Source organism: Arthrobacter sp. B3I4, assembly GCF_030816855.1.
Classification (GTDB): domain Bacteria; phylum Actinomycetota; class Actinomycetes; order Actinomycetales; family Micrococcaceae; genus Arthrobacter.
Genome location: NZ_JAUSYK010000001.1, coordinates 2,596,748 through 2,609,682 on the forward strand (window position 1 = coordinate 2,596,748; position 12,935 = coordinate 2,609,682).

The 12,935-nt window shown below is 68.2% G+C and carries 11 protein-coding genes; 5 read left to right on the forward strand and 6 right to left on the reverse strand.

Translation table 11 applies throughout. The features are described from left to right. Window positions 1-61 precede the first annotated feature (61 nt). Window positions 62-490 carry a pyridoxamine 5'-phosphate oxidase family protein gene (locus tag QFZ61_RS12360; RefSeq protein WP_307038178.1) on the forward strand — a complete coding sequence of 143 codons (429 nt, stop codon included), beginning with the start codon at window positions 62-64 and terminating at the stop codon, window positions 488-490. Between the two features lie 100 nt (window positions 491-590). On the opposite strand, the gene QFZ61_RS12365 is transcribed toward QFZ61_RS12360, so the two are convergent. Further along, window positions 591-1,043, reverse strand: a complete 453-nt coding sequence (locus tag QFZ61_RS12365) for a universal stress protein (protein WP_307036421.1) — start codon at window positions 1,041-1,043, stop codon at window positions 591-593. Window positions 1,044-1,288: 245 nt separating this feature from the next. On the opposite strand from QFZ61_RS12365, the gene QFZ61_RS12370 reads away from it, so the two are divergent. After that, window positions 1,289-2,038 (forward strand): response regulator transcription factor, encoded by a 750-nt coding sequence (locus tag QFZ61_RS12370; RefSeq protein ID WP_307036424.1) that lies wholly within the window; start codon window positions 1,289-1,291, stop codon window positions 2,036-2,038. 24 nt (window positions 2,039-2,062) lie between these two features. Here the strand turns inward: QFZ61_RS12370 and QFZ61_RS12375 are convergent, their stop codons facing one another. After that, window positions 2,063-3,760, reverse strand: a complete 1,698-nt coding sequence (locus QFZ61_RS12375; protein ID WP_307036426.1) for a GAF domain-containing sensor histidine kinase — start codon at window positions 3,758-3,760, stop codon at window positions 2,063-2,065. A gap of 158 nt (window positions 3,761-3,918) precedes the next feature. On the opposite strand from QFZ61_RS12375, the gene QFZ61_RS12380 reads away from it, so the two are divergent. Beyond that, window positions 3,919-4,401: a pyridoxamine 5'-phosphate oxidase family protein gene (locus QFZ61_RS12380; protein WP_307036427.1), complete on the forward strand. Its 483-nt coding sequence runs from the start codon at window positions 3,919-3,921 to the stop codon at window positions 4,399-4,401. 72 nt (window positions 4,402-4,473) lie between these two features. Here QFZ61_RS12380 and QFZ61_RS12385 read toward each other — a convergent pair whose 3' ends face one another. The 3 genes from QFZ61_RS12385 to QFZ61_RS12395 are packed head-to-tail and all read right to left on the reverse strand — an operon-like array spanning window position 4,474 to window position 7,836. After that, window positions 4,474-5,325: a transglutaminase family protein gene (locus QFZ61_RS12385; protein ID WP_307036429.1), complete on the reverse strand. Its 852-nt coding sequence runs from the start codon at window positions 5,323-5,325 to the stop codon at window positions 4,474-4,476. Then, window positions 5,322-6,248: an alpha-E domain-containing protein gene (locus QFZ61_RS12390; RefSeq protein WP_307036431.1), complete on the reverse strand. Its 927-nt coding sequence runs from the start codon at window positions 6,246-6,248 to the stop codon at window positions 5,322-5,324. Before QFZ61_RS12390 ends, QFZ61_RS12385 begins: the two co-directional genes overlap by 4 nt. Continuing rightward, entirely contained in the window at window positions 6,241-7,836 is a 1,596-nt protein-coding gene (locus tag QFZ61_RS12395) for a circularly permuted type 2 ATP-grasp protein (RefSeq protein WP_307036433.1), read from the reverse strand. Before QFZ61_RS12395 ends, QFZ61_RS12390 begins: the two co-directional genes overlap by 8 nt. Before the next feature lie 140 nt (window positions 7,837-7,976). Here QFZ61_RS12395 and QFZ61_RS12400 point away from each other — a divergent pair, with 140 nt between their 5' ends. Together QFZ61_RS12400 and pepN are read left to right on the forward strand one after the other, a co-directional pair. Then, window positions 7,977-8,984: a YeiH family protein gene (locus tag QFZ61_RS12400; protein WP_373427201.1), complete on the forward strand. Its 1,008-nt coding sequence runs from the start codon at window positions 7,977-7,979 to the stop codon at window positions 8,982-8,984. A 77-nt stretch (window positions 8,985-9,061) separates the two neighbouring features. After that, a complete protein-coding gene (gene pepN, locus QFZ61_RS12405; RefSeq protein ID WP_307036435.1) occupies window positions 9,062-11,668 on the forward strand; it encodes an aminopeptidase N in 2,607 nt (868 codons plus the stop codon). Window positions 11,669-11,713: 45 nt separating this feature from the next. Here pepN and QFZ61_RS12410 read toward each other — a convergent pair whose 3' ends face one another. After that, on the reverse strand, window positions 11,714-12,814 hold the full coding sequence (locus QFZ61_RS12410; protein WP_307036437.1) for a biotin/lipoate A/B protein ligase family protein: 1,101 nt from the start codon (window positions 12,812-12,814) through the stop codon (window positions 11,714-11,716). Window positions 12,815-12,935 lie beyond the last annotated feature (121 nt).

The following is a 12,935-nucleotide window of genomic DNA, read 5'->3' on the forward strand; positions in this document are numbered from 1 at the left end:
GGGCGGTCCGTAACGTGGAGTTGTGACTACGACGACGCCTCCCCCCAATTTCCAGCTGTCCATGGACCAGTGCTGGGTGCTGCTCGATAGCGAAGTCGTCGGCCGGATAGCGCTGATCGTGGACGGCCACCCGGAGGTTTTTCCGGTGAACTTCGTGCTGCAGCGCCGGTCGATCGTGTTCCGCACCGCCGGGGGCACGAAACTGTGGGGCGCCATCACCGCCAAGCCGGTGGCGTTTGAGATCGACGGTTATGACGAGCACGAGCAGACTGCCTGGAGCGTCGTCGCCCGCGGCGAAGCGGAACTGGTCGAGGACCAGGCGGAGAAGGACGCGGTGGACGAGCTGCTCCTGGAGCCGTGGCAGCCCGGTGAGAAAAACTACTATGTGCGGTTGGCCCCCAAGGCCCTCACGGGCCGCCGGTTCAAGGTCAACAGTCCGGACGTCTGGCGGACCAGGCTTTCAGACCCGCGCCGGTCCTCGTTCGAGTAGCCGGTTCTCTTGGTCGGCACGCCGTCGGGCACGCAGGCACCGTCGGCACAGAGACGCAGTCGAGCACAGGCGCCGCTTTCCGGTGAACCGGTGTAACGGCCTACCGCTGCTCCGGCTGCTCGGGCGTGTGGACCACCAGAACGGGGCAGTGCGCGTGCGCGACCAGGGCTGAGCTGACCGAACCCAGCAGCAGGCCGCCGAACCCGCCGTGGCCGCGCCGGCCCAGGACGATCATGTCGGCACGGCGGCTCTCATCGATGAGGACCCGCCGCGGATGACCCTGGACCAGCCGGGTCTCGACATAGTCGGGCATGCTCTCGCCGAAGGCCTTATCCACGGTTTCCTGCAGGATCTCCGACGCCCGGACATCGAAGTCGTCGATGCCCATCGCCACGTAGCCGTCGTAAACGGGCGGGATATCCCAGCATGCCAGCGCCACGATTTTGGCCGACAACGCAACTGCCAACTCCCGGGCCCGGCGGAGCGCCTCCACCGAAGCATCCGAACCGTCCACTCCGACCAGTATCGTCCGGATGCCCGTTGCCTCGCCCATGTGTAGTCCCTTCGTGTGCCCCGCAGCTAGCCTCAACCCTTGTGCCCGTCCCCGGGGGTGGCTAGGGCCGAAAGTCACGGCCTTGGAGCGGAAACCGCCGGGAATCCTCCGGGGCCCAACGGCCCTTCCCCGGCGCCGCGCCTGGGACAGAATATTGCTGTGCGCCGGAAAGAAATATCCGGATTTCGCGGCCATTAAGGGCGTGGGGGTTTCACAATGGAAGAACGATGTCGAAGGGGAGAAACATGTTCGCCTGGTCAGATGCCGGTCTTACACCGGCCGAGGAGCACCACGCGGTGATCCGGGTCTTTATCCTCGATGACCATGAGCTGGTCCGCCGTGGCCTTCAGGAGCTTTTGGAAGGCGAGGGTTTCTTGGTGGTGGGCAGCTCAGGGTCAGCGGTGGAGGCGACCCGCCGTATTCCTGCCCTGCACCCCGATGTCTGCGTGCTTGATGCCCGGTTGCCGGACGGCACCGGAATCGAGGTCTGCCGGGACGTCCGCTCGGTTGATCCGGCGCTGAACTGCATAATACTGACCAGTTACGACGACGAACAGGCGCTGCGCGGGGCCGTCCTCGCCGGCGCTTCAGGCTACGTTCTGAAGGAAATCGGTGGGACCGACCTGATCGGCGCGTTGCGGCGTGCGGCTGCTGGCGAAAGCCTGTTCGACGACGGCGTGGCCGCGGGCATCGTCGACAGCATGGTCGAAACCCAGGAGCTGGATCCGCGGACCGCAGCCCTTACACCGCAGGAACGCCGGGTGCTGGAACTGGTCGGCAACGGCCTTACCAACCGCCAGATTGCGGCCGAGATGTTCCTCGCCGAGAAGACGGTCAAAAACTATGTGTCATCCCTTCTTGCCAAGCTGGGCTTCGAGCGCCGCACACAGGCGGCGGTCTTCATCGCCAGCCCGGCCGGGCCGGCGACCACACCCCTGCCCGTGACAGCTGAGGCCGGGCGTCAACACGAAGGCCGGCAGCACAGCGTCCGCTAGGACGACAACGAGGAGCGGAACGGGCTAGAGCGGAACTGACCACTCCACGCTCGTGCCCTCATCCGGCGCCGACACGATGTTGCACTCGCCGTCGAGCATCCGCGCCCGGTCCTCCAGGTTCGCCAGCCCGTTGCGTGGTGTAGCCGCGGGAAACCCCGACCCGTTGTCGGTAACCACCACCGTGATCCGGCCGTTGATGGCGGCGACGGAGACCGAGATGGCGTCTGCCCCGGAGTGCCGGACAGCGTTGCTCAATCCCTCAGAAACAACGGCCACAACATTGTCCGCTTTCTCCGAGGGCACGGCGTCCACCGGGCCGGTTAGGGTCAGCCGCGGGGTGAAGGGCATCGACTTGGCGGTACTGCGGGTGACCCGCCGGATCCGGCCGCTGAGGAGTTCAGCTTCACCACTGCTGCTGCGCAGCGAGTAAATCGTGTCACGCAGGCTGCGGATCGCTTCGTCCAGCTCACCGGTGATGTTGCGGATCCGCTCGGTGGCGAGGTCATCCTTCGTGAAGCGGGCCAGGCTTTGGACGCTCAGCCCCGCGGCGAAGAGCCGTTGAATGACCAGGTCGTGCAGGTCACGGGCGATCCGGTCGCGGTCCGTGAACACCAACAGTTCTTCCCGGAGCCGGTGCACCCGGGCCAGCTCGAGGGCCAGGGCGACGTGCGAGCCGTAAACAGCGCCCATCTCAACGTCGGTGCGCGCGTAGTGGCGGGCTTCCGGCGTGCGGGCCAGCAGGAGCAGGCCGTGGTGTGCGCCCTGCGTGCTCAGGGCGACCGCGAGCAGGGGCCCCGAGCTGCCGGCGTCGAGCACGTCCAACACCGCGGCGGCGTTGTCAAAGGTGACGGGTTCGCCACCCGCGAGCACTTCCTGCAGCTCACTTGAGTCGAGAGTCAGCGTCCTACCTCTGAACTCCCTGGCCATACCGCCCGCAGCGCCTGCGACGATGTGGCCCTCCCCCGACGGGGCGGGCGCCACAATGAGTGCCAGCTGCGACTCGGATTCCTGAAGTGCCCGGGCGGCGACGGGATCCAGCCCGACGGCGGTGTAGTCCCGGTCGCTGGCCAGCATCAGACCGGCGACGTCCATGCAGGCTTCCAGCCACCGTGCACGGCGCCGCGCGTCGTCGTACAATTTCGCGTTTTCGACCGCGACGCCGGCAGCTGCCGCCAGCGCGACCGCAAGTCCCTCGTCGGCGTCGCTGAAGTCACCGCCGTCCTCCTTTTCGGTGAGGTACAGAATACCGAACACCGTGTCGCGGATGCGGACCGGTACGCCGAGGAAGGAACGCATGACCGGGTGGTGCTCGGGAAACCCCTGAAATTCCGGATGAGTGCGCAGGTCCCGCATCCTCAACGGCCGTGGCTCGGCGACCAGCAGTCCCAACACGCCCTTGCCGGTCGGCACCAGGCCAATCTTGTGGCCGAGTTCGTCATCGATTCCGACGGTGATGAAATGGCTCAGGGCGCCGTTGTCCCCCATCACGCCCAGGGCTCCGTAGCTGGCGTGCAGGAGATCGCAGGCGGAGCGAACCACCCGCTCCAGGACGGCCTCCAGGCTAAGGTCCTCGGCCAGTGCGACGACAGCTTCCAGCAGGCCGGCCATCCGCTCCTGGGACTGCAGCAGCTCACCTCCCCGGGACACGAAATCCCGCAGCAGGTCCTCCACTTTGGGGGTGCCCGGCCTGACTGGGCCCGGGTCGTTGTCTATCGACTGCACTATGCCCCCCCCAACTCCATGACGTTCATCCGCACCGATGACGTGCTGTCAGAATACGCCCGTTCGGGCCGCTGGGACCCTCCCGGCGGCAGGATTATTACGCCGGCAGGCCGTTATGCCCTATCTCTTCGGACGCTGGCTGCCGTAAGCTCGGCGCCATGAGTGATCCGAAGCCGGTCGGCAACCCGCCCCACGACGTCGAGAACCTGGACAACCACGAGTGCTGGCGGATGCTCCGCACCGTCAGCGTGGGCAGGCTGGCGGTCTGGGTGGACGACCATCCCGATATCTTCCCGATCAACTACAAGGTGGACCACGGGACGCTCGTGTTCCGTACCGCGGACGGCACCAAGCTGCAGGCCGCGACCGGTGACACCCCGGTGGCCGTTGAGGCTGACGGCGTCGACTCGGACACCGGTGTTGCCTGGAGTGTGGTCATCAAGGGCCAGGCCGCCGCGGTGAAGAACCAGGAAGAGGTTCTGGACACGGTGGGTCTGTTGCTGTTCCCCTGGCAGGCAGGCAAGAAGGAGCACTTCGTCCGGATTACGCCGGAGTCCGTGACCGGCCGGCGCTTCAAGATCGTCCCGCCGTTGACCTGGTGGACGCCGCTGGACGACGCCACCCGCTCCGGGCTCGAATAACCGCAGAAGCCGGGAACGCGCCCCCGCCGGCGGGAACGCGCCCGGGATCAAGCCGGGGATCACCAGGCGGAATCAGGCCAGCCGGGTGATCTCCACCGTGACGGACAGCGTGGAGCCGCCGCCGCCGGACAGGATGCCTTTCAGCGGCGGCACATCGCGGTAATCGCGGCCGCGCGCCACCGTCACGTGGAAGTCGCCGGCCGGTTTGTGGTTGGTCGGATCCCAGCTGCGCCACTCGCCGTCCCACCATTCCAGCCACGCGTGCGACTGTCCGGCGACCGTCTCGCCAAGCGCCGCCGTCGAACGCGGGTGCAAGTACCCGGACACATACCGTGCCGGGATACCGCAGCTGCGCAGGGCCCCGATGGCGAGGTGCGCGAGGTCCTGGCAGACCCCCTGGCGCTGGTTCCAAGCCTGCTCGGCGTTGGTCGTCACGCCGGTGGAGCCCTTCATGTACGTCATTTCGCCGCGCATCCATTCAAAGACCGCCATGGCGGCCTCGTGCGGGTTGCGCCCTTCCACGACGTCTGGCACGAGGCCCAGCACTTCGGCGCCGGGGCCGGTCAGCTGGGACTGCGGGATCCAGTCGCTGAACTGGTTGAGGGTCTCGGGCGCGGACAGCACGTCCCAGCCGACGATGTCGGCCTCTGCGGGAATGCGCTCCACCCGGTGCACCTCGACGGTCGTGGTGGAAAGGACCTCAAGGTGCTCGTGCGGCATCTGCATGTCGAACGCGGTGACGCGGGTGCCCCAGTAGTCGCGGTAGCTGCTGAGTGCCGCCTGCGTGGGCGAGACCTTCATCGAGGATTCCAGCACCACCTGCTGCGGATCGGTCAGCGGCGTCATCCGCGCCTCGTTGTAGGAGAGCGTCACGCGCTTGTTGTACTTGTACGCGGTTTTGTGGGTGATGCTGAGCCGGGTCATGAAACTTCTCCCACCCAGGCCAGTTCGTCTGCCTGATTGAAGTACTTACGGGAAATAGCATCCGAGGCCTGGGAGACGGCTTTCTGCACCCGTTCCATGTGCTCGGGCAGTTCGGACATCAAGTCATCGGTGCGGTGGAACTCCAGGAACGTCCGGGCCTGGCCCACGATCCGGCGCGCATCGTTGATGAATCCGACGCGCTGGGCTGAGGGGTCCAGTTTGGCGAGGCAGTCGTCTGCGTCACGCAGTGCGTAGACGATGGAGCGCGGGAAGAGCCGGTCCAGCAGCAGGAACTCGGCTGCGTGCTGGTCGCCGAACGCTGCCCGGCGGGTCCGCAAAAAGGACTCGTAGGCGCCGGCGCAGCGGAGCATGTTGACCCAGGACATGCCGGCGGAGAGCACGTCCCGGGTGGAGAGCATCCGCGCGGTCATGTCGGCCCGCTCCAGCGAACGGCCCAGCACCAGGAACAGCCAGCTCTCGTCGTGGCTGACCGTGGTGTCCGCCAGGCCGCTGACCATCGCGGTGCGCTCGAGCACCCAGTTGCAGAAGCGGTAGGTTCCCACGACGTCCTTGCGGTGCTGGTTCAACCCGTAGTACGTGGTGTTCAGGCTCTCCCACAGGCCGGAAGACACGGTTTCGCGGGCCCGCCGGGCGTTCTCCCGGGCGGCGCCGAGAGAGCCGGCGATGGAGGTGGCGCTGGTCTTGTCGTAGGCCAGGGCGTGCAGCAGCTCATCGAGGCCGAAGTCCTCGGACTGCGGCCGGGCGCCCATGACGGCGAGGAGTTCCCGCGCGACGCTGCGCTGCTCCTCCATCGGCAGGTGGTTCAGCCGTTCCAGGTGGACGTCCAGGATCCGGGCGGTGCCGTCGGCCCGCTCCACATAGCGGCCGATCCAGAACAGTGATTCGGCAATACGGCTAAGCATGCGCGGCTACCTCCTGCGCGTCGGAAATCTGCTGCTGTTGCTGTTCTTTCTGGCTGTCCCGCCAGTTGCTCTCCACCGGCCAGACCGACACGCGTTCGCGGACCGCGATGGCGGGACGCGGGAGGACCTCCACCGGCACCTGCGGGGAATCGGCCAGCACCCAGGTGTCCTTGGAACCGCCGCCCTGGCTGGAGTTCACGATCAGGGAACCCTCTTTCAGCGCCACCCGGGTGAGGCCGCCGGGCAGGACCCAGACGTCGTCGCCGTCGTTGACCGCGAAGGGGCGCAGGTCCACGTGCCGCGGACCGAACTTGTCGCCGCTAAGCGTCGGCACCGTGGAGAGCTGCAGCACCGGCTGGGCGATCCAGCCGCGCGGGTCCGCGATGATGCGCTTGCGCAGGGCATCGAGTTCGTCCCGGGACGCGTCCGGACCAATCACCAGGCCCTTGCCGCCGGAACCGTCGACCGGCTTGACCACGAGTTCGTCGAGGCGGTCCAGGACGTGTTCCCGGGCGTCCTTTTCCTCAAGCCGGAAGGTGTCCACGTTCGCGATCACCGGCTCTTCGTTGAGGTAGTAGCGGATCAGGTCGGGCACGTAGCTGTAGACCAGTTTGTCGTCAGCGACGCCGTTGCCGACGGCGTTGGCGATCGTGACGCCGCCGGCGCGCGCGGCATTGACCAGCCCGGGGCAGCCCAGCATCGAGTCGGAGCGGAACTGCAGCGGGTCAAGGAACTCATCGTCGATGCGCTTGTAGATCACGTCCACGCGCTGCTCGCCGGCGGTGGTGCGCATGTAAACGCGGTTGCCGCGGCAAATCAGGTCACGGCCCTCGACCAGCTCCACGCCCATCAGACCGGCCAGCAGGGTGTGCTCGAAGTAGGCGCTGTTGAACACACCCGGGGTCAGGACCACCACGGTGGGATCGTCGACGCCGGACGGCGCGGTTTTGCGCAGTGCCGACAGCAGCCGGCGGGGGTACTCCTCCACCGGGCGGATGAGTTGCTGCCCGAACGCCTCGGGCAGGCCTTTAGCCATCGCGCGGCGGTTCTCGAGCACGTAACTGACGCCCGACGGGACCCGCACGTTGTCTTCCAGGACCCGGAACGTTCCCGCCGCATCCCGGACGACGTCGATGCCGGAGATATGGACCCGCACCCCGCCGGCGGGCTCGAAGCCCTGGACCTGGCGGTGGAAGTGCGCGCTGGTGGTGACGAGCTGGCGCGGGATCACACCGTCGGAGACCACGGTCATCTTGTCGTACACGTCGTTGAGGAAAGCCTCAAGAGCCTTGACCCGCTGCGCGACGCCGCGCTCCAGGACGGCCCACTCGTCGGCCGGGATCACCCGGGGCACGATGTCCAGCGGGAAGGGCCGCTCCTCCCCCGCGAAGTCAAAGGTGACGCCCCGGTCCAGGAAGGTCCGGGCCATGGAATCGGCGCGGGCGGTGACGTCGGCCAGCGACAGCTCCCGCAGCGCACCGGCGACCTGGCCGTAGGAGCGCCGGGCCTGCTGGCCCGGCGCAAACATCTCGTCGTAGGCGCCGCTGCGGCCGGCTGCCTCTGAGTAATCCTGGAAAAGGTCAGACATGCCCACTAGCCAACCATATTTTTCCGTGCGAAATCACCTCCGTCCACCCGGCGGGGCGTGTTGCGGCGCACGCCGGAACCCCCGGGTACGGCAGAGTAGAAAGCGTGCCTCCTTCCCACCCAGCGCTCCTGCCAGCGTTCCTGCCACGAGCCCGCCGGCTGCGGCCGTTGCTGCCTGGCCTGCTCGCCTGCGCCGCCGCGGTCGGCGTCGCCCTCGCCGTCCACGCCGCCCTGCCCGCGCTGCCGGCCATGACAGTGGCGGTCCTGCTGGGCCTGTTCACCGCCAATGTGCCCGGGCTGTCCGCTTGGAGCGCCGGTCCCGGCCGGGCCGGATTGGGCTTTGCCGGCAAACACCTGATGCGCAGCGGCATCGTGGTGCTGGGACTCAAAGTCAGCGTGGTCGACGTGCTGGGCCTGGGCTGGCCCGCGCTGCTGCTGATCACGGGGGTGGTGCTGGCGGCGTTTGCGGGGACCTACGGCATCGGCCGGTTGTTCCGGCTGCCGGCTCCGGTCCCCCTGCTCATGGCGACCGGGTTTGCCATCTGTGGGGCCTCTGCGATCGGGGCGATGGCCGCGGTGCGCCGCATCAAGCCGCAGGACACCGTGTTGCCGGTAGCGCTGGTCACGCTCTGCGGCACGCTCGCGATCGGGGTGCTGCCGCTCGTGGCCGTGCCGCTGGGGCTGGGGGCCGAGACGTTCGGTGCGTGGGCCGGGGCCTCGGTGCACGACGTCGGGCAGGTTGTCGCCACCGCCCAGACCGCGGGGGCGTCGGCGCTCGCCGTCGCCGTCATCGTCAAGCTCACCCGCGTGCTGCTGCTGGCGCCCATGGTGGCCGCCGCCGGCGTCCACCACCGGGCGGGCGCCGCTGCGGACGGAAAACTCCCGCCGGTGGTGCCGCTGTTTGTTGTCGGGTTTCTTGCCGCGGTGGTCCTGCGGTCCACCGGCTGGCTCTCCCCCGGGGCGCTGGAGGCCGCCGCCGTGCTGCAGGACCTGCTGCTCGGCATGGCCCTGTTCGGTCTCGGCTCGGCGGTGCGCGTGCGGCACCTGCTCCGCACCGGCACCCGTTCCCTGCTGGCCGCGCTGGCCGCCTGGGCTCTGATCGCCGCGCTGGGCCTGGGCGCCGCCGTCGTCCTGGTCGCGGGCCGCTGATTCCGCTCCGGGGCGTGCCGGACCGCGCCACGGGCAGCGCCGCCGTCCGGCGGTGCTGCCCGTGGTTAGATAGCGGAGTGCCGAACCAGAACCTGAGCCGCGACGAAGCGGCGACCCGCTCAGCCCTGATCACCACCCACAGCTACGACGTCACCCTGGACGTCCGGCAGGCGGCTGATCCCGGCGTCGCAGGCTACCCCAGCCGCAGCGTCATCACCTTCTCCGCGAGCGAACCGGGCACGTCCACGTTCCTTGACTTCATCGCCGGCGAGGTGCACAGCGTCGTCCTCAACGGCACCGACCTGCCGGTGGCGGACGTGCTGGACGGTTCCCGGATCCGGCTGGAGGACCTGCAGTCCGAAAACCAGGTCATGGTGACCGGGACGGCCCTGTTCAGCACCTCCGGGGAGGGCATGCACCGGTTCTTCGACCCCGCCGACGGGCAGTGCTACCTCTACACCCAGTATGAGCCCGCCGACGCGCGCCGCGTCTTCGCGAACTTCGAACAGCCCGACCTCAAGGCCGAGTTCACCTTCCACGTTCTGGCACCCTCCGGCTGGCAGGTGGCCTCCAACGGCGTCGAATCCCAGCGGACCCAGCTGGGCAGCGACCCGGAAACCAGCCGCTGGGACTTCGCCCCGACGAAGCCGATGTCCACCTACGTCACCGCTGTCCTGGCCGGGCCGTACTTCAAGGCCGAAGACACCTGGCACGGCACGCTCGCGGACGGCTCTGCACTGGAGGTGCCCCTGGCGCTGTACTGCCGCGCCTCGATGGCGCCGTCCTTCGACGCTGAAGAACTGTTCCGGCTGACCCGGAACGGCCTGGCCTTCTTCAATGAACTCTTCGATTTCCCATACCCCTGGGGCAAGTACGACCAGGCGTTCGTGCCGGAATACAACCTGGGTGCGATGGAGAATCCCGGCCTCGTCACCTTCACGGAAAGCTACGTCTTCACCTCCCGCGCCGCCGACTCCCAGTACCAGGGCCGCGCCAACACCCTGCTGCACGAAATGGCGCACATGTGGTTCGGCGACCTCGTCACGATGCAGTGGTGGAACGACCTGTGGCTCAAGGAGTCCTTCGCCGACTACATGGGCACCCTGGGGGTGGACCGCACCACCGGCTGGGAAACCGCGTGGGTTAACTTCGCCAACAACCGCAAGGCCTGGGCGTACGTCCAGGACCAGCTGCCCACCACGCACCCAATCGTCGCCGACATCCCGGACCTTGAGGCCGCGAAGCAAAACTTCGACGGGATCACCTATGCCAAAGGTGCCTCGGCGCTCAAACAGCTGGTCGCGTACGTGGGATTCGAAGCCTTCATCGCCGGGTCACGCCAGTACTTCCGGAAGCACGCCTACGGGAACACCACCCTGCAGGACCTGCTCGCCGCACTGAGCGACGCCTCGGGCCGGGACCTTGGCACCTGGGCGCGGCAGTGGCTGCAGACCTCCGGCATTTCAACGCTTTCGGCTGATATTGCGGAACACGACAGCGTACTGGGCTCCGTGGCCGTGGTCCAGCAGGCCGAGGACCCGATCACCGGCCGGCAGGAACCGCGGCCGCACCGGCTGCGGATCGGCCTCTACAACGTCGACACCGCCGGCGCGCTGGTCCGCACGGACAGCGTGGAAACCGACGTCGAAGGGGGCCGCACCCTCGTCCCCGGGCTGGCCGGCAAACCGCGGCCGGCGCTGCTGCTGGTCAATGACGATGACCTGAGCTACGCCAAGGTCCGGCTCGATCCGCAGTCCGAAGCCACCGTCCGCAGCTCGCTGGGCAGCATCAGCGACCCGATGGCCCGTGCCCTGTGCTGGACCGCGCTGTGGGATTCCGCCCGGGACGCCGAGACCCCGGCGGCCCGCTACGTCGACGCCGTGCAGCGTTTCGGCCCGGCCGAATCAGGCATCGGCGTGCTCTTGAACGTGCTGGGCAACGCTTCCACCGCCATCGAGCGCTACGTCCCCGCGGACCGGCGTGGCGCCGTACGCCGCGGCTTCCTGGACACCGCCGCCGCAGAACTCGAAAAGGCCGGCCCGGGTTCCGACCAGCAGCTGGCCTGGGCCCGTTCGGCCGCCGCCACCAGCCGGTTCGACGACGGACGGCTTGAGCTCCTGAAGGGCCTGCTGGACGGCAGCACCGTGGTCCAGGGGCTCTCGGTGGATCCCGAGCTCCGCTGGAACCTCTGGCACGCCCTCGCCGCGAACGGACAGGCCGACCCGGAAGACCTGCATACCGAACTGGCCAGGGACAACACCGCTTCGGGCAGGTCTGGGCACGCCACAGCCATGGCGGCCCGGCCCGACCCGAAGGTCAAGGCCGCCGCCTGGGACGCCGCCGTCGAGGGCACGGCGCTGTCCAACCAGCTGCTCAGCGCCACCATCGCCGGCTTCACCACGGCCCCGGCCGACCTGTTGTCGGGCTATGTGGAGCCGTACTTTGACTGCCTCGAGCGGGTCTGGGCGGACCGCAGCATCGAAATCGCCAGCCGGATCGTCCGCGGGCTCTACCCGTCCGGCCAGGACCTCGACGGCGGCGTCCCCGCGGAGCACCCGGTCATCGTACGCACCGACGCCTGGCTGGCGGAGCACCCGGGGGCACCCCGGGCGCTGCGGCGCATCATCATCGAACAGCGCAGCCAGCTGCTGCGCGCCCTGACGGCACAGGCCCGCACCGCGTAGCCCATCGGCTGCTGAGTCCCGCCCGCGGCCCGGCTCCGGCGCCAGTTACGGGACGCGGTGCAGCCACTCCTGGGTGCCGAACTTGGCCTGCACCCGTTCGCGGGCGGCATCCAGTTCGGCCTCAGTCAGCTCCGCCGGCGTGGCCGCGTAGCGTTCGGTGAAGACCTCCATCATGGCCGCGACGATCTCGGCGCGGGCCAGGCCGGTTTGCCGGCGGAGCGGGTCGACGCGTTTCTTGGCGCTCGTGGTGCCCTTGTCGGAGAGTTTCTCCTTGCCGATCCGCAGCACCTCGACCATCTTGTCGGCGTCGATGTCGTAGCTCATGGTCACGTGGTGCAGCATACCGCCGTTGGCGAGGCGTTTCTGGGCGGCGCCGCCGATCTTGCCCTGGTCGGTGGCGATGTCGTTCAGCGGCACGTAAAACGCGTTGATCCCGACCTTTTCAAGTGCCGCCATGACCCAGGCGTCCAGGAAGCCGTAAGAGTCGGCGAAGCTGAGCCCGTCCACGAGGGTCTGCGGCAGGTAGAGCGAATAGGTGATGCAGTTGCCTGCCTCCATGAACATCGCGCCTCCCCCGCTGATCCGGCGGACGACGCTGATGCCGTGCCGGCTGACGCCCTCGGGCTGGACCTCGTTGCGGACGGACTGGAAACTGCCGATGACGACCGAGGGTTCCTCCCAGTCCCAGAACCGCAGAGTCGGGTTGCGGCGGCCGGCGCCGACCTCTTCGGTGAGCAGCTCGTCCAGCGCGACGTTGACGTGGGTGGGCAGCACCGAGGGGCCGATGATGTTCCAGTGGTGGTCGCCCCAGCCGGTCGCTTTGGCCAGCGCCCGGCGGACCGCGACGGCGACCGCGTCGGCGGAAAAGCCGAAGAGCACGGCGTCCTCCGGAAGCGCTGCCCTGACGGCGGCGGCCAGGTCGGCGGCGCCGGTGTCCGCGGGAAGGCCGGTGAGGCTGCGGTTAATATCCAGCAGGGCCTCGTCGGGTTCCAGGAAAAAGTCCCCGCTGATTGAGACGGCCGCCAGCGCACCGTCCACGACCTCGACGTCGGCCACGATCAGTTTGCCGCCGGGGACCTTGTACTCGCCGTGGCGGCGGCCGCCGTCGTCCTCTGGAATCGCTGCGGGGGAAGGGAAGGAAGTCATACCGTCAATCCTGCCCCACTGCCCGGGTCAAACCTAAGCCGGGCCCACAGCCGACGGCGGCAACGGAAACCGGCCGGAATGCAAAAAGCCCGCACCGTTGCCGGTGCGGGCTTTTCCAGAT